Here is a 15841-nt window from a genome sequence, read left to right on the forward strand (position 1 = left end):
AAACTTTATAAGTTTTGAATAAGAGGTTTATCTTTAATGGATATTTATGATGTGTTTTTCTATCTGTCCCTGTTCGCAGGGTTCATGATGGCTTTTAACCTGGGTGCAAATGACGTGGCGAACTCCATGGCATCGGCAGTCGGGGCAAAAGCAATCAGCATCAAGCAAGCGGTTCTCATTGCGGGGGTACTAAACTTCGCCGGAGCGGTCTTCCTTGGATCACAGGTAACTGCAACTGTCAGTAAAGGAATCATTAATGCCGATGCTATTGCTGATCCTAAAATAGTAATGATCGGTATGTTTGCCTCGTTACTTGCTGCCGGATTATGGGTTTTGATATCGACACTTACGGCACTTCCAGTATCGTCTACCCACTCAATCGTCGGTAGTATCCTAGGATTCGGACTGGTTGCAGGCGGACCGGATGTTGTAAACTGGATGAAAATGGTCGGGATCGTTATGTCCTGGATTATTTCTCCATTCTTTGCTGCGACCATAGCTTATTTAATTTTTACACATATACGTAAGACAATCCTTTTTCAAAAGGACTTCATCCATCAAGCCAAAAAATGGGCTCCGATCTGGATGGGACTTACCGTTTTACTTATCTCCCTTTCCTTTCTCTACAAAACGCCTTTCGGAAAAAATCTGCATCTTCCTTTCTTAGGTTCACTGGCCATTGCTCTCTCCATTTCAGGAGCAGTCTGGTTTGCCGGCAGACTAGGCGTATCAAAACTTGTCGGAGACCCTGAGCAAGGGGCGGAAGCTGTTGAAGAAACATTCAGAAAGCTGCAAGTCGGAACATCCTGCTATGTTGCCCTTTCACAGGGTGCAAATGATGTTGCGAACGCAATCGGCCCGGTTGCTGCCATCTACCTTATTTCCAAAGAGCACATTCTCTCTGCCAACGCCGAGGTGCCGATAGGCTTGCTGGTTATGGGCGGAATAGGTATTGCTATAGGTATCGCACTCCTTGGACATAAAGTTATGGGAACAGTCGGTACTAAAATTACGACACTTACCAACACCCGTGGTTTTGCTGTAGATTTCGGCGCAGCGACAACGGTTCTTGTTGCGTCCAACATGGGTCTTCCAGTATCATCAACCCATGCAGCCGTCGGTTCAGTTGTCGGTGTCGGTCTGGCAAGAGGCTTCTCTGCTGTTAATTTTAAAATACTTGGCAAAATTGTTGTTTATTGGTTACTGACTGTACCAATAGCAGCTCTGACCAGCATAATAATATTCAGCCTGCTCAAATGGGCTTGCATCTGATAAAATATAAGGAGGCAATATGCGTTTTCGTCTGCCCTTTCTAGATTTAATAGGTTCGAAGAATCCTATGGATGGATTAACAAAGCATTACGATAAAATTGCTGAGTGTATTCAAATAATTAATGACTCTGTTGAATGCTATGTAACAGGCAATTCAACATGCAAAGAATTCGGCGATCTTATTGCGCAGATCGACAAAGTGGAAAGTGAAGCAGATAAGATCAAAAGATCTATCCGTAATCACCTGCCGCACAGCATGTTTATGTCTGTAGATAAAACTCTGTTTTTTAACTACACCCGCAGTCAGGATAATATCCTCGACAACGCACAGGAAGCACTTCATTGGCTCGCCATGCGTAAAGTAAGTATCCCCGACATCTATCAGAAAGATTTAATTATCCTTCTTTCAGAGGTAAACGATACAACAATGCGTCTCGGACCGGCATTGAAGGCAACCATTAAACTTAACGATGGAACTTCTCTTGACCGTGAAAGCACAAAAAGAAAAATCAGAAAAGTCCGCACACATTATGCAAAAGCGGTTGAACTGAGAAAAGACCTTTCCAGCAAGATTTATAACTCAGACATGGATTTTAAAGACATTTATCAGCTCATGCACTTTGTTGCCTGCCTAAGCGAAATGGCGCACGACGCAGAAGGATGCGCCGATATCCTCCGTGCAATGTTAGCCCGCTAAGCTCACGCATATATCTCACACAAAAAAACACCCCTGAAATTAAAATTTCAGGGGTGTTTTTGTAATATTACTTACCACGCCAACCAAAAATATTTAAGACGCCGGCCCCCTTACAACCCTTCCCTTTCCTTTAAGGCCATCCGCTTAACTTTTCCACTGGAGGTCTTCGGCAGCTCGTCACAGAATTCAATGCTTTTGACAGCGACGATTGTTCCGAGTTCGCGGTGAATGTGATCTATCAACTCTTTGTGCAACTCATCAGACTCGACCGCGTCATAAATGAGAGTTACAAAAGCCTTTGCGACTTCTCCCTTAATCTTATCCGGCACGCCTATTACAACAGCTTCTGCAATATCGTGGTGCCCCGTCAGAGCACTTTCTACTTCAGCAGAGCCGATACGATGTCCGGCAATGTTTAAAACATCATCCGCGCGCCCCTGAATCCAGAAATAGCCGTCTTCATCTTTGCGGGCCACATCTCCGGCATAAAACATCCCCGGTATAATGCCCCAGTAATGATCAACAAGTGCGCGATCATCATTTAAGACGGCACTGAACATTGCAGGCCACGGCTTTTTAATGACAAGGAATCCGCCTTTTCCGGCCGGGACTGGTTCACCTTTAAGATTAACCACATCCGCATCCACGCCAGGAAGAGCCCTTGTGACAGACCCGGGCTTAAGCACTGATACGGGCATGGGGCTGATCATAATCATGCCAGTCTCTGTCTGCCACCATGTGTCGAGAACAGGACACTGACTTTTCCCGATATTCTCGTACAGCCAGATCCATGCTTCAGGATTGAAGGGTTCGCCGACCGCTCCGAGAATACGCAAAGTGGAAAGGTCATGCTGATCTGGATAGCGATGTCCGAACCTCATCAAGGTACGAATCTGCGTAGGTGATGTGTAGAAAATTGAAACACCGTATTTTGAAATAATATTCCAAAGCCTGTCGGCCTGCGGATAAAGAGCATGTCCTTCATACATTACAGTAGTCGTTCCGGCTAACAGCGGACCGTAAACAAGGTAACTGTGACCTGTTATCCAGCCCGGATCAGCCGAACACCAGAAGATATCCGTAGGTTTGAGATCAAAAACCCATTTGAAAGTTCTGTGCACGCCGACCATATAACCGCCGTGAGAATGAATTATTCCCTTCGGTTTACCGGCTGTTCCCGAGGTATGAAGGATAAAGAGAGGATCACTTGAATCCATTATTTCAGCGGCGGCATGAGCACGCTCATGGCGGACAATATCTTCATACCAATAGTCTCTGGCGGAATCCATCGCGACTTCAACATTAGCCCTGTGTACGACCACAACAGACTCAAGCTTTTCAGAAGGATTATCAAGAAGAGCACTGTCAACAGCTTCCTTCAGCCTGATTACCTGTCCGTTACGATAGAACCCGTCCACAGTGACCACAACCCGCGGCTGAATTTCTCTAATCCGCTCCCGAAGATTTTTTGCTGAAAAACCGGAAAAAACAAGCGAATGGACCGCCCCTATTCTGGCGCAGGCAAGCATTGAAATAACCGTTTCGGGAAGTTGCGGCATATAGAGAACAACACGATCCCCTTTTGTAACTCCAAGGGAACGCAAACCGTTGGCGAACTTGTTTACCGCGCGGTAAAGCTCATAATATGTGAACTGTCGGGAATCACCCGGTTCGCCTTCCCAAATCAGGGCCAAGCGATTTTTATTAACTGTCTCGATATGGCGGTCGAGCGCATTGTATACAATATTACATCTGGCTCCTGTGAACCACTTGTAATTAGGAGCATTTGAATCATCGAGCACCTGATCCCACTTCGTAAACCAGTCAAGTTCTTCGGCGGCTTCTTCCCAATAGGAGCAGAGATCAGAATCAGCACGAGCGCGTGCCGCAATTAAATCCTGTGGATTAATTCCGGCCTCGATTATCATCTGCGGCAAGGGTCTGAACACCCGTTCTTCGTGCAGGAGACTATCCAGCGGTTCAGGACTATCCATGCCACACTCCCTTTGTTGATGCGCCAAAACAAACATCAATTGAAAATAACTTATTCAAACCCGAAACAATTCTTCCAGCCTCATCTATACACAGACAGAATGATATTTGCTTACAATATTCGGCAAACGGTGAAAGGGATTCGATAAGCGGCATCTTTACATCCCCAGTATCTGTTTCAGTTTACCTATCCGCCTTCTGCTGATGGGAAGCTCAATTCTGGTACGTCCTGCCGTGCGAAGCATAAAATTACTGCCGGGGAGAGATGCTACTTCCGTGACCATTTCAAGATTTACCAGATATTTACGATGAACTCTGAAAAAACGGTGAGGCTCAAGACGCTCTTCAAGCGTCTTGAGCCTGTGCGAAGTGAGAAATTTCTGTGTTGCGGTGTGCACATAAGAATAATCTTCATAGGCTTCTACAAAAATTATCTGAGTATACGGAATAAGAATCATCCGCCCGTCCTGATTGACGGGAAGTTTTTCAATTTCAGGCTGGCGGGTTTGCGAATAGTCCCATGCATGTTTCAGAGCAGCCAGAAATCTGTCCTGCTCTTCTTCTTCAAGAGGGAGTTGTAAAGTCTCTTCTCCTGTTTCTACGCCTGTGCCGGACTCCTTCCAGTCAGACGGTTCAGGAATCTCGCGAAAATGGCTCTTAAATCTGGAAATACGTTCAACTGTCTTCGCCATCCTGTCTTTATCCGGAGGCCAGATAAGATAATCAACTGCGCCAAGTTCAAATGCCAAATAAGCGTTTGTCTCATCTTCAGCTATAAAAATTAATCCCGGTTTATTTTTGCTGGATCCAAGAGTTTGCGCAAGTTCAATGCCGCTTATTCCTTCATTAAAATCGATAGCCAGAAAAATGATCCCGTACCCAACCTCTTTGTGCAACTCAAGTGCTTCATCCGCGCGCACAGTTTCACCAAGAAGGCGCACGACTTTCACTCCGCGCAGACTTTCCCGGATGGCTGATCTGACCTTTGAGTCCGGATGAAGAATTAACGTTTTGAGGCTGGGCAAAACATCTCCGCAACAACAAATTAACCTAGTTATTTTAGGGATAGCTTTAATTATCTGCAACTGCAAGAAATCTGTTCAGATTGATTTAAAGTCTTTAAAGTTTTAATAGAAGTTGTTTCTGCAACATTTTTACTAAAAAAGAGTCAATTCTCTTGATGATAACAAATAAATATTTTAGAGGACATTGACATTAACAAGAATTATTACTATTAGTTTAGCCAGAGGTCATTATGAAAATAGGACAAAGAAGATCAAAACAAAGAGAACTCATACTTGAAGAGTTGAAGAGTGTTACATGTCACCCTACAGCCGATGAGCTTTATGAGTTAGTCAGAAAAAGGATCAGCAACATCAGTCTGGGTACTGTTTACAGAAACTTGGAATTGATGGCTTCTAACGGAGTGATCCTTAAAATTGAATCAGGCGGCAAAAACAGATTTGACGGAAACGCTATGCCCCATCCTCATATGAGGTGTACGGAATGCGGAAAAGTTGAAGATATTACGTTTGCTGTGGAAGTCCCGACTTTGAGCCAATTGGAGGCCAAAGGATTTAAGATTACCGGATGTACCATTGAGTACTATGGTTTATGCCCAGATTGTAAACACAGCTGTTAAAACTTTTTACCTGAATATTATACTTTCTCGATAATATAATTCCTTATTATCGAACGATTATTTACAAAAAAAATGACAGAACTTATATTAGCTGATACTTTCTTGAGTAGTACAGCGTGGTAAGATCACGTCTAAAATATTTACCAAAGGAGAATATGAAATGGCTGGATTGAAAGGTTCCCGTACTGAAAAAAATATCCTAACTGCCTTTGCAGGTGAATCACAGGCTCGTAATCGTTACACATATTTTGCTTCACAGGCAAAAAAAGACGGTTTCGTTCAAATTGCAAATATTTTTGAAGAAACAGCTAATCAGGAAAAAGAACACGCTAAACGACTGTTCAAACTCCTTGAAGGCGGAGCTGTAGAAGTATCCGCTTCATTTCCTGCAGGAGTTGTCGGAACGACAGCAGACAATCTTTTAGCTGCTGCCGCTGGCGAAAACGAAGAATGGCAGCACATGTATCCATCTTTTGCGAAAATAGCGGAAGAGGAAGGATTTACAACAATTGCCGCCATTTTCAGAGCGATTGCTGTTGCAGAAGAGTTTCATGAAAAACGTTATCTTACTCTTGCTAAAAATATTAAAGACGGTAAAGTCTTTGTTAAAGACTCTAGCGTGGTATGGCAATGTCAGAACTGCAGCTACATCCACACAGGGAATGAAGCTCCCCGTCAGTGTCCTGCATGCGCACATCCACAGGCTCACTTCCAGCTAGTCAGTGAGAACTATTAATTTCTAACCATGAAATGGAGAATACAATGGCCAAACTTTTTGAAATCTACAAATGTGAAGCTTGCGGTAATATCACAATGGTCATGCACGCCGGTGAAGGCAACCTAGTTTGCTGCGGAAAAGACATGATACTCATGACTGAAAACACTGTTGACGCTGCAAAAGAAAAACATGTTCCTGTCATTGAAAAGATCGAAGGCGGATACAAAGTTTCTGTTGGATCTGTTGCCCACCCTATGGAAGAAAAGCATTATATCGAATGGATTGAGCTTGTTTCCGGTAATAATCGTTACCTGAAAAAGCTTCATCCCGGCGATGCCCCTGTAGCAGAATTCTGCGGCTGTAAATTCGGAGACGAACCGGTGACGGCCCGTGAATACTGTAACCTGCACGGCCTCTGGAAAGCATAGCCTTAGAGTTAGAGGTTGATATGAGTAGTCCAGAAGAAATGTACCAATGCCAGGTAAGTAACTGCGGTTATATCTACAACCCTGACAAAGGTGATAAAAAAGGTAAAATTGCAAAGGGGATTCAATTTAAGGATCTACCTGAAGATTGGAAATGCCCTATTTGCGGAGCTACCAAGAAGTCTTTTAAATCACTTGCTTAAAGAATATTTAATTCAAAAAGGAGATTTTAAAATGAAATACGTATGTACTATATGTGGCTGGGTTTATGATCCTTCTGTAGGAGATCCTGATGGCGGAGTCGCTGCCGGAACTAAATTTGAAGACATTCCAGATGATTGGGAATGTCCTGTCTGCGGAGCATCCAAGGATGACTTCGAGCCTGAGTCCTAAAAACGGCTCAATTTCTCATCAAAATTATTTACACAGAAAGCCGGGAGAATCCCGGCTTTCTATCTTAAACTTCTAAAGCAGTAGGATTTTATAGTGAGACCTGTTCAAATAAAAGAAGGTATTCATTGGGTTGGAGTTGTTGACTGGAATTGTCGCAACTTCCACGGTTATGCTCTTTCCTCTAAGGGTACAACATACAATGCCTTTTACGTTGAAGATGAAAAAAGAGCCTTAGTTGATACTGTTCCGGCAGCATTTGAAAGCCAGTTCCTTTGCTCAGTTTCACAGCTGACTGAACTTGAAAAAATTGACTATATTGTCGTTAACCATTTAGAACCTGACCATTCAGGCTGTCTTGCCCGCATGGTTGAACTTTGCAAACCTGAAAAGATTTTCATTTCACCTATGGGTGCAAAATCGCTCGGCACTTTCTTTGACTGCAAAGACTGGCCGATAGTTATCGCAAATTCCGGAGATGAAATTTCCTTAGGTAAAAAAACTCTCCGCTTTTACGAAACCAAAATGCTCCATTGGCCTGACAACATGTTCACCTGCATTCCTGAAGCCAAAATGCTCATTTCAAGTGATGCATTCGGACAGAACTGGGCAACCAGTGAAAGATTCGCAGATGAAGTAAGCAAAGAAAAAGTAACTGATCTAATGGCTCAGTACTATGCCAACATCGTCAATCCTTATTCCCCTAAGGTTTTGAAAACTATCGAATTCTTAGAAAGTCTTAACCTTGATATCGACACTCTCTGCCCAGACCACGGTTTGATGTTCAGAGGTGAAGATGTAGCGTATGCTTGCCAGAAATACGTAGAATACGCAGAGCAAAGAACCACAAACAAAGCTGTCATCATTTATGACACCATGTGGAAATCCACCGAGCATATGGCTGGAGCTATTGCTTCCGGCCTCGCAGACGAAGGTGTCAGTGTTAGAATCATGAATGTGAAAGCTAACCACCACAGTGATATTATGTCTGAAGTCTTTGACGCAGGCGCAGTCATTATCGGCTCACCTACTCATAACAACGGAATTCTTCCCGGTATGGCTGATGCTCTGACTTATGTTAAGGGCCTTAGACCTCAGAATAAAATCGGAGCATGTTTCGGTTCATTCGGCTGGAGCGGAGAATGCGTTAAGATTCTCAGAGAATGGCTGGAAACTATGGGCATGGAAATTATTGAACCTAATATCAAAGTTAAAAACCGTCCTGATCATAAATCCTATGAGGAATGTTATGAACTGGGACGCGAAATCGCTAAAGCTGTAAAAGCTAAAAACGCCTAATTATCAGGTAAATAGCGGGCGGGATTTAACAATTCCGCCCGTGCAGTAAGGAGATTCGCTTCATGGCAGTTGGACGGCAGATAAAAAGAGCGGTCATTGAGGCCCTTGCAGACGAAGATTGGGAGCAGAAATTTTCTGTACTCATGAAAGAGTATCCAATGCAAAGTCTCATTGCCCCCCTTTTTTCATCTCTATGTGCTCCTTCTGAGATTGTACGCTGGCATGGCATTTCATCCTTTGGACAGGTCGTTGACAGACTGTTTGCAGAAGATGATGCACGCGCCAGAATTGTCATGCGCAGAATAATGTGGATGCTCAATGAAGAATCTGGAGGGTGCGGCTGGGGTGTACCTGAAGCAATGGGTGAAATAACTGCTTCGAACAGAGTAATGGCTGACGAATATGGCAGAATTCTTCTCAGCTATATTCATGAAGCGGAAGGAAAACCTGAAAATTACCTCGAGTTTACTCTGCTGCTCCGCGGAGCAATGTGGGGCGTTGCCAGACTTGCGCAAAGCAGGCCTGACATTGTCGCTCCTGCCACCGATGATTTAATCAAATTTCTTGTTAGTAATGACCCTGTGCTTGTTGGAATTGCCTGCTGGGCCCTTGGGGGGCTTAAAGCTAAGCGAGCTGTGCAACAGCTCAATAAGCTCACGGGCAATGGAAATATTATCAATCTTTATATGGATCGACAGCTCCGCTCAGGCACTGTCGGCCAATTGGCGCAAGCGGCCCTAGAAAAAATTTCCGGGGAATAATTGTAACTCTGAACAAGGAGAGGAATGATGGATGTTCTTATGCTGTCAAGGCTTCAATTCGCCATGGCAACTATGTTCCACTTCATTTTTGTGCCACTCACTCTAGGTCTTTCAGTAATGATTGCCATCATGGAAACCTACTATGTACGCACAGGAAAAGAAGTTTATCTGAGGATGACTAAATTCTGGGGGAAATTGTTTGTTATTAACTTTGTTCTCGGAGTTGTAACCGGAATAACTCTTGAATTCCAATTCGGTACCAACTGGTCCAAATACGCTGAGTATGTAGGTGATATTTTCGGATCACTGCTTGCAATTGAAGCAACGGTTGCCTTTTTTATGGAATCAACATTCCTTGCGGCATGGATTTTCGGCTGGAAAAAACTTTCACCTAAAATGCATTGTGCCTGCATATGGATTGTTGCAATTGCATCAAACCTTTCAGCTGTCTGGATTATCCTTGCCAACGGATGGATGCAGAACCCTGTCGGGTATGTAATCCGCAACGGACGTGCAGAACTGGAAAATTTTACAGCCGTTATTTCAAATCATTTCGCATGGTCACAATTTTTACACAACGGATTCGGCGCGCTGGTAGTTGCAGGATTCTTCATTATGGGAATCAGCGCCTATCATCTGCTTCGCAAGAATGAAGTCGAATTCTTCACCACATCTTTTAAAATGGGCATCGTTTGTGCGTTCATCTTCTCCATTGCTGTTGCAGTGCAGGGACACGCACACGCACAGGAAGTAGCTCGTGTACAGCCTGCAAAGCTGGCTGCAATGGAGGCTCTATGGGAAACAACAGACGGAGCTCCCATGTTCCTTTTTTCTGCGCCTGATGAAGCCAATGAAGAAAATTCAATTGAACTTTTCGAAATCCCCGGCGGACTCAGCTTCTTAGCTTTCAACTCTTTTGATGCTCCTGTTAAGGGCCTTAAAGCATGGGCTAAAGAAGACCGCCCTCCAGTACTGGTTACTTTCCTTGCTTTCCGCCTTATGGTCGGACTGGGAACACTCTTCCCGCTTCTCTGTATCTGGGCATGGTTAAAAAGAAAAGAGTTGCTTGAAAACAAGTTACTGCTTCGCGTTTTGATCTACTCTATCCCCCTTCCTTATATTGCCATATGGGCAGGATGGGCCATAGCTGAAGTCGGAAGACAGCCGTGGATTGTATACGGCGTAATGAAGACCAGTGATGCGGTTTCTCCCATCGTGACAAGTCAGGTCGCATTTTCATTCATCGGGCTAACCCTGCTTTACACACTGCTCGGAACCTGTGAAATATTCCTGCTGACCAAATTTGCACGCAAAGGCCCTGAACCTGTGAAGGCTTAAGAGCTTTATTAAACTCTGCAAGTCAAGGAGATAAACATGCTGGAAACTATATGGTTCTTATTATGGGGAGTGCTCTGGGCCGTCTACTTTATGCTCGACGGTTATGACCTCGGTCTAGGGGCAATGATGCCTTTTCTCGCTAAAAGTGAAAAAGATAAAAAAATAATCTTTAATGCAATGGGCCCATTCTGGGACGGAAATGAAGTTTGGCTTATTACCGCAGGCGGAGTAACCTTCGCAGCTTTCCCTAAAGCTTATGCTGTAATGTTCAGCGGACTTTATACAGCTTTAATGCTGCTGCTTATGGCCCTTATTATTCGTGGTGTTGCTTTTGAATTCAGAGGGCTGGTTGAGTCTAACGGAGCCCGCAAATTCTGGGATGCATGCATGGTTTTCGGAAGTGCAGTTCCTGCTCTCCTTCTAGGCGTTGCATTTGCAAACATCTTTCAGGGAATCCCCATCAATGCTGAAGGCGTTTTTCAGGGCGGCTTACTGACCCTGCTTAACCCTTACGGGCTTGCCGGCGGAGTATTGTTTGTACTGCTCTTCACACTGCATGGTTGTTTATGGTTGGCAGTACGTACCACGGGAGAACTTAACGAACGTGCAGCAAGTATGGCTACAGTTATCTGGCCTATTTTAGTAGCTGTTTACGTTGCTTTCCTTGCTCTTACCGGCATTTATACCAAGCTGCTCAGCAACTATCTTGCACACCCGGTTCTGCTGCTGATTCTGTTTGTACCGATCTTTGCAATTGTTAAGACCCGTACACTCATCTCTGCTCAGAAATGGTGGAAAGCATGGTCCTGCTCAGCACTGCTCATCGTTTCAACCACCATGTTCGGAGTTATTGGATTATTCCCGGCATTACTGCCTTCAAGCATTAATCCGGCTTTCTCTATAACGATCTATAATGCGGCTTCAAGTCAGCTGACTCTTAAAATCATGTTGACAGTAGCCCTGGTAATGGTTCCGATTGTAATCATATATCAGTTCTGGATGCATAAAGTTTTTGCAACCAAGATAACAGATGAAGACCTCGGTTACTAAGCAACCATTTAAAGAGAATCTGGAGAGTTAATATCATGTCCAATAAAGTTCTTGAAAAAGCTTTGAACGAGCATTTAAATGCTGAATTCTACTCCGCTTACCTCTACCTTTCCATGTCAGCTTATTTCAGCGACCTCGGATTGAGCGGGTTTGCCAACTGGATGAGAGTTCAGACACAGGAAGAGCAGTTCCATGCTACGAAATTCTATGACTACATAATTCAGCGCGGTGGAAAGGTTATTCTAACTGCGATTGAAGGTCCGGAAACCGAGTGGAAAAGCCCTCTTGATGCTATTCAGGCAGTTCTTGAACACGAGCAGAAAGTAACCTCACTTATCAATAATCTGATAAATCTGGCTATTGAGGAAAAAGATCACGCTACCAATATCTTCCTGCAATGGTTCATAACGGAACAGGTTGAAGAAGAAGATAACGTGAACGCAGTACTCAACAAACTCAGACTTACCGGAGGCGATGGCAACGGTATGTTCTCTCTTGATAAAGAACTAAGCATGCGTGTTTACACTCCTCCGACCACTGCATAAGTTTTACTCTTAAAGACCTAACAAAATCCCCCTTGAGGCTTAATGCTTCAAGGGGGATTTTTGTTTTTCCTCCCCCGGACCTGACTCGGCTTATTCATGTTCCTGATATGGATGAGCCTTTCTCGCTGCTTGCAACAGAAAGAGATAAAAAACGGAAGAATAATCAAAAAAGCATTAGCCCTAGCCCCGCAGCCGATTCTGCGTGAATATGAGTACGACAACAATGGCAGACTCAGCAAAGTTTTGTGCGAAGGTTCTGTCATCGAGCAATACCATTACGGTAAATACGGTGAAAGACTCTTATCTGAAACAAGACATTCAAAACAATCATTATACAAGTACAACGATAGGTTGCAGGTTATCGAAGCCGGAGACACAAAATACTATTACGACAATCGAGGTCGCATAATTGAATATACCTGTGATGCTGCCGGACGCAGAATTACAAAGTCTATCAACGGCAAGGTTGTGGAAAAATATCTTTGGCAGGATTTGACCACTCTTATTGCTATCACTGACGGTGAAGGACTGCATCCAAAGTATTTATGAGGATGCTGCCGGACCTGTTGCCATGACTTACGAAGGAACCTCCTTCTTTTTTGCAACGGATCAGGTCGACTCAATCGTCATGGTTGCGGACGAACAAGGTAATGAGGTAAAGCGGATTATATATGATTCGTTTGGCAATCTGTTATTCGATAGTAATGAAAAATTTGATACTTACATTGGGTTTGCCACAGGTTTAACAGATAAAGATACCGGACTTATCCACTTTGGACATCGTGAATACTATCCCGCCACCGGAAGATTCATAACTCCTGACCCGCTAGGTTTTGCGGGCGGAGACGTGGATGTTTACGGGTATTGCCTTGATGATCCTATTAATTTTTATGACCGGACGGGGCTTGAGGGGAAGAGTGAGGAGAAAAAGGATAAAAGGAAAGAATCGCTGTCTTCTACGCAATATGCAGCAAAACTTAACTCAATTGAAAAAAGCAGGCGCAAAGAACAAATTGAAAAGATTCATAGTGACACTGATACTAAATTTCACAAATACGAAGGTATTCCTGTTGGCCCGGATGGAGTGAGCGTAGATAAAAATATTCATAAAGCAAAAGAATTTGCGGAATCAGTTAAGAGTGAGCCGCTCGGTTTTATAAAAAAAGCTGAGTATCTTTACAAACACTACGCATCGGGAAGAGAGCAAGATTATAAAAGATTAAACCACAATTATGAAAGATTTGGCAATTTTAATTTTGGAGCTTCAGCTAGCGCATTAGGAATACCTAAATGGGAAGCTAAAGCTGGAGCAGGGCTTTACCAAATACGCAGTGGAACCTCAAAAATTAATTATATAAACTCTTTTGGAGACGATCCTAAAGATCAATATGACATAGATAAAGGCTACAAATATCATGAGCAAAAAAGCAAATCTAAAAAAACAAAATAAAGTAAAACTATCTCTAGTTGGAATATTTGCAATCGTTTACTATGTCCTATTTATAACTGTTGGTATATATTCTCTACAAATTATTTTCTATATGCTAAAAGAAAATATTTTCGGAAATATCATATATACTATAGCTTATGTACTATCTTGGGTGTTTGCCTATTTTGCAAGCACCATTATGTGTATAAAATTACTATTACAACATAGAATAAGTAAGTGGTTGAATTTTTATTCACTTTTATGGTTTCTTGAAATTTTCTGGACAGCTTGGTCTTTTATTCCAAAGAGTTCTGGAAATGATTTTGAAATTGCTTTTTCGATGGTATTTCATTTTGTATTAGCTCACCCTTATCTGTACTATGCAGATCGTGGCCTTTGTGGTAAAATTTTGGCTATCACACCGCCATTAATTAACTTTGCTCTTTTCTTAATTGCATGGATAAGACCGCAATTGTTTTATAGAGCTATTGAGTTAAAAGAAGCTGAAATTGAGACTTCGAGAGAAGAGATCAAAGATTAATTTAAAGCCCCGCTCTTACACAGTGCGGGGCTTCATTTTATACAGCTTATCCACTTTGGACATCGTGAATACGATCCCGCCACCGGAAGATTCATTACTCCTGACCCCATAGGTTTTGCGGGCGGGGACGTGGATGTTTACGGGTATTGTCTTGATGATCCTATTAATTTTTATGATCGGACGGGGCTTGCTCAAGTTTATGAGAGACGATTAAAAGGACTTGAATTTTTAGACAGTGCTGAGGCCAAAATTGTAATAAATAAACTTAAGAAAATTCCTTACGGGGGAATGTTAGCTCCTTTCGAAGGTGTAGCAGATAAGCTTATTGACGCTGCAAATATTAAACTTAAGCATGAATATATAAAATACGACAAAACAGATGTATCAAAAGATGAAAAAACAAATTCAGGGTTCTCTAAAAGAGGAGTTACTCATGACGAAAATGGTAAGGAGACTCCTATATGACGTCATTATGATGATTACATAATGCGTCAGGCTGAAAAGAATATCCAAAAAACAGGACAGTATAAAGAGGGGGAATATATAGGAGTTGGGCATAACTGCCAAAGCTATACTGAAGCTGTAGCCAAAGAGTATGAAAGGATACAGAGACAGAAATAACAATTCAATTCTGAAACACGTACTAGGGGATGGAACTCTTTCATCCCCTAATTAAGAGGATATATGAAACGTTTAACCATTATAGGCTTGATTCTACTTATAGTGCTTTCACTATATAACACTAATGTTTTTCAAGCTTATTTTATGTCTGACCAGTACTATAAAACTATTTTTGAAGGTCCATTTGACCCATCAAAAAAAGGTGAACGATTACTTATTCCTATCACCTTTAAATATAAAACAGAATATGATCTCTTAATATCAATCCCTAAAGATGATATAAAATGCTTTTACAATGCAAAAGGTACATTAAATTATAGATTCACATCCAGAGGAAAAATTTTAAAAGAAGGACAAACGTTATCCCCTTCTAATACAGGATACTATTGTGCCTCTAGCGAAGGTCCTCTTTCAGCTATCCTATTAAAATTCAACCTCCCTTTTCCTGGAGCTGCCAATGATTTAATCTTGGTACTGGAAGCTGTTAATCCGCTAACTTCTTTTAGTAAATATTCAGGAGAAATTTGGTGTACGGTTGAACCAGCCCTAATGAATTAATCCGTGAACTAAGTAGGTTGTTGCTTTGACACCCCTAAATTACAGGAACTAAAAATATGAAATATATATTACTAGGCTTAGGTGCTCTTATCGTTGGAGCTTACATGATTTATTCAAGTAATGTTTTTCAATCCTATATTTTCCCTCAACAGTTTTATGCAGATATTAGTAGTGGAAAATTAGATCCGACCATTAAAAATGAATCTATTACGATACCAATTCATTACAAATATAATACCCGTTATGCCTTATACCTTTCGATTCCGACTATGTTTAATCAAGATGTTTTTAAAAGAACAAACGGAGTAATAAAATATAAATTTATTTCCAAAGGAAACATACTGGAGGAAGGAGTAACTATTCCCCCGTCTAAAGCAGATTATTTAAGTTGGAAGGATGAAACCTTTGCTGCTATTCTAAAGTTTGATTTGCCATTCCCAAAAGCAGAAAACGACCTTTTGTTGGAATTAAAAGTACTAACTCCATTAGTAGCTTTGGATAAATATTCTGGCAGTATCAGATATTCAATCTGCCCGTGGGAGCAATACAAATAAAATGAGAAG

At 42.3% G+C, this 15841-nt stretch carries 20 protein-coding genes; 18 read left to right on the top strand and 2 right to left on the bottom strand.

Features of this window, described 5'->3' with window-relative positions; translation table 11 throughout:
- Positions 1–36 precede the first annotated feature (36 nt).
- Both B9N78_RS12435 and B9N78_RS12440 read left to right on the top strand, forming a co-directional pair.
- Positions 37–1272: an inorganic phosphate transporter gene (locus B9N78_RS12435; protein WP_085102748.1), complete on the top strand. Its 1236-nt coding sequence runs from the start codon at positions 37–39 to the stop codon at positions 1270–1272.
- A 19-nt stretch (positions 1273–1291) separates the two neighbouring features.
- On the top strand, positions 1292–1969 hold the full coding sequence (locus B9N78_RS12440) for a DUF47 domain-containing protein (protein WP_085102750.1): 678 nt from the start codon (positions 1292–1294) through the stop codon (positions 1967–1969).
- Between the two features lie 110 nt (positions 1970–2079).
- On the opposite strand, the gene acs is transcribed toward B9N78_RS12440, so the two are convergent.
- Positions 2080–3963 carry an acetate--CoA ligase gene (gene acs / locus B9N78_RS12445; RefSeq protein WP_085102752.1) on the bottom strand — a complete coding sequence of 628 codons (1884 nt, stop codon included), beginning with the start codon at positions 3961–3963 and terminating at the stop codon, positions 2080–2082.
- A gap of 156 nt (positions 3964–4119) precedes the next feature.
- A complete protein-coding gene (locus tag B9N78_RS12450; RefSeq protein WP_085102754.1) occupies positions 4120–4986 on the bottom strand; it encodes a LytR/AlgR family response regulator transcription factor in 867 nt (288 codons plus the stop codon).
- Between the two features lie 230 nt (positions 4987–5216).
- Here B9N78_RS12450 and B9N78_RS12455 point away from each other — a divergent pair, with 230 nt between their 5' ends.
- The 16 genes from B9N78_RS12455 (at position 5217) to B9N78_RS12530 (ending at position 15832) form a co-directional block, all read left to right on the top strand.
- Positions 5217–5603 (top strand): Fur family transcriptional regulator, encoded by a 387-nt coding sequence (locus B9N78_RS12455; protein ID WP_137982536.1) that lies wholly within the window; start codon positions 5217–5219, stop codon positions 5601–5603.
- Between the two features lie 160 nt (positions 5604–5763).
- Complete coding sequence (gene rbr, locus B9N78_RS12460) at positions 5764–6339, top strand: rubrerythrin (protein ID WP_085102756.1); 576 nt, start codon at positions 5764–5766, stop codon at positions 6337–6339.
- A 26-nt stretch (positions 6340–6365) separates the two neighbouring features.
- Positions 6366–6749 (top strand): desulfoferrodoxin, encoded by a 384-nt coding sequence (locus B9N78_RS12465; protein ID WP_085102758.1) that lies wholly within the window; start codon positions 6366–6368, stop codon positions 6747–6749.
- A 20-nt stretch (positions 6750–6769) separates the two neighbouring features.
- The gene (locus B9N78_RS12470) at positions 6770–6949 is read left to right on the top strand and encodes a rubredoxin (RefSeq protein WP_085102760.1); all 180 of its coding nucleotides are present in this window, start codon (positions 6770–6772) and stop codon (positions 6947–6949) included.
- Between the two features lie 31 nt (positions 6950–6980).
- Positions 6981–7139 carry a rubredoxin gene (gene rd / locus B9N78_RS12475; RefSeq protein ID WP_085103336.1) on the top strand — a complete coding sequence of 53 codons (159 nt, stop codon included), beginning with the start codon at positions 6981–6983 and terminating at the stop codon, positions 7137–7139.
- A gap of 93 nt (positions 7140–7232) precedes the next feature.
- Positions 7233–8435 carry an FprA family A-type flavoprotein gene (locus B9N78_RS12480; RefSeq protein ID WP_085102762.1) on the top strand — a complete coding sequence of 401 codons (1203 nt, stop codon included), beginning with the start codon at positions 7233–7235 and terminating at the stop codon, positions 8433–8435.
- Between the two features lie 62 nt (positions 8436–8497).
- Entirely contained in the window at positions 8498–9196 is a 699-nt protein-coding gene (locus B9N78_RS12485) for a DVU0298 family protein (protein ID WP_085102764.1), read from the top strand.
- Positions 9197–9223: 27 nt separating this feature from the next.
- Complete coding sequence (locus tag B9N78_RS12490; RefSeq protein ID WP_085102766.1) at positions 9224–10534, top strand: cytochrome ubiquinol oxidase subunit I; 1311 nt, start codon at positions 9224–9226, stop codon at positions 10532–10534.
- A gap of 36 nt (positions 10535–10570) precedes the next feature.
- Positions 10571–11584 carry a cytochrome d ubiquinol oxidase subunit II gene (gene cydB, locus B9N78_RS12495; RefSeq protein WP_085102768.1) on the top strand — a complete coding sequence of 338 codons (1014 nt, stop codon included), beginning with the start codon at positions 10571–10573 and terminating at the stop codon, positions 11582–11584.
- Between the two features lie 35 nt (positions 11585–11619).
- Positions 11620–12129, top strand: coding sequence for a ferritin (locus B9N78_RS12500; RefSeq protein ID WP_085102770.1), 510 nt, complete (start codon positions 11620–11622; stop codon positions 12127–12129).
- A 96-nt stretch (positions 12130–12225) separates the two neighbouring features.
- Positions 12226–12678, top strand: coding sequence for a hypothetical protein (locus B9N78_RS12505; RefSeq protein WP_085102772.1), 453 nt, complete (start codon positions 12226–12228; stop codon positions 12676–12678).
- A gap of 22 nt (positions 12679–12700) precedes the next feature.
- Complete coding sequence (locus B9N78_RS12510; protein ID WP_137982538.1) at positions 12701–13579, top strand: RHS repeat-associated core domain-containing protein; 879 nt, start codon at positions 12701–12703, stop codon at positions 13577–13579.
- Complete coding sequence (locus tag B9N78_RS12515; protein WP_085102776.1) at positions 13545–14099, top strand: heme oxygenase-like domain-containing protein; 555 nt, start codon at positions 13545–13547, stop codon at positions 14097–14099. The genes B9N78_RS12510 and B9N78_RS12515 overlap by 35 nt, the downstream gene beginning before the upstream one ends.
- Positions 14100–14147: 48 nt before the next feature.
- Positions 14148–14564 carry an RHS repeat-associated core domain-containing protein gene (locus B9N78_RS12520; protein WP_281248185.1) on the top strand — a complete coding sequence of 139 codons (417 nt, stop codon included), beginning with the start codon at positions 14148–14150 and terminating at the stop codon, positions 14562–14564.
- A 219-nt stretch (positions 14565–14783) separates the two neighbouring features.
- On the top strand, positions 14784–15278 hold the full coding sequence (locus tag B9N78_RS12525; protein ID WP_085102780.1) for a hypothetical protein: 495 nt from the start codon (positions 14784–14786) through the stop codon (positions 15276–15278).
- Positions 15279–15334: 56 nt separating this feature from the next.
- Positions 15335–15832 (top strand): hypothetical protein, encoded by a 498-nt coding sequence (locus tag B9N78_RS12530; RefSeq protein ID WP_085102782.1) that lies wholly within the window; start codon positions 15335–15337, stop codon positions 15830–15832.
- Positions 15833–15841: the final 9 nt, after the last annotated feature.

The organism is Desulfovibrio gilichinskyi (assembly GCF_900177375.1).
GTDB lineage: Bacteria > Desulfobacterota > Desulfovibrionia > Desulfovibrionales > Desulfovibrionaceae > Maridesulfovibrio > Maridesulfovibrio gilichinskyi.

Coding starts and splice junctions, on each gene's coding strand:
- acs (WP_085102752.1), bottom strand. CDS start 3,963: ATGGATAGTCCTGAACCGCTGGATAGTCTCCTGCACGAAGAACGGGTG.
- B9N78_RS12505 (WP_085102772.1), top strand. CDS start 12,226: ATGTTCCTGATATGGATGAGCCTTTCTCGCTGCTTGCAACAGAAAGAG.
- B9N78_RS12510 (WP_137982538.1), top strand. CDS start 12,701: ATGACTTACGAAGGAACCTCCTTCTTTTTTGCAACGGATCAGGTCGAC.
- B9N78_RS12515 (WP_085102776.1), top strand. CDS start 13,545: ATGAGCAAAAAAGCAAATCTAAAAAAACAAAATAAAGTAAAACTATCT.
- B9N78_RS12435 (WP_085102748.1), top strand. CDS start 37: ATGGATATTTATGATGTGTTTTTCTATCTGTCCCTGTTCGCAGGGTTC.
- B9N78_RS12490 (WP_085102766.1), top strand. CDS start 9,224: ATGGATGTTCTTATGCTGTCAAGGCTTCAATTCGCCATGGCAACTATG.
- rbr (WP_085102756.1), top strand. CDS start 5,764: ATGGCTGGATTGAAAGGTTCCCGTACTGAAAAAAATATCCTAACTGCC.
- B9N78_RS12530 (WP_085102782.1), top strand. CDS start 15,335: ATGAAATATATATTACTAGGCTTAGGTGCTCTTATCGTTGGAGCTTAC.
- B9N78_RS12440 (WP_085102750.1), top strand. CDS start 1,292: ATGCGTTTTCGTCTGCCCTTTCTAGATTTAATAGGTTCGAAGAATCCT.
- cydB (WP_085102768.1), top strand. CDS start 10,571: ATGCTGGAAACTATATGGTTCTTATTATGGGGAGTGCTCTGGGCCGTC.
- B9N78_RS12485 (WP_085102764.1), top strand. CDS start 8,498: ATGGCAGTTGGACGGCAGATAAAAAGAGCGGTCATTGAGGCCCTTGCA.
- B9N78_RS12525 (WP_085102780.1), top strand. CDS start 14,784: ATGAAACGTTTAACCATTATAGGCTTGATTCTACTTATAGTGCTTTCA.
- B9N78_RS12470 (WP_085102760.1), top strand. CDS start 6,770: ATGAGTAGTCCAGAAGAAATGTACCAATGCCAGGTAAGTAACTGCGGT.
- B9N78_RS12500 (WP_085102770.1), top strand. CDS start 11,620: ATGTCCAATAAAGTTCTTGAAAAAGCTTTGAACGAGCATTTAAATGCT.
- rd (WP_085103336.1), top strand. CDS start 6,981: ATGAAATACGTATGTACTATATGTGGCTGGGTTTATGATCCTTCTGTA.
- B9N78_RS12455 (WP_137982536.1), top strand. CDS start 5,217: ATGAAAATAGGACAAAGAAGATCAAAACAAAGAGAACTCATACTTGAA.
- B9N78_RS12465 (WP_085102758.1), top strand. CDS start 6,366: ATGGCCAAACTTTTTGAAATCTACAAATGTGAAGCTTGCGGTAATATC.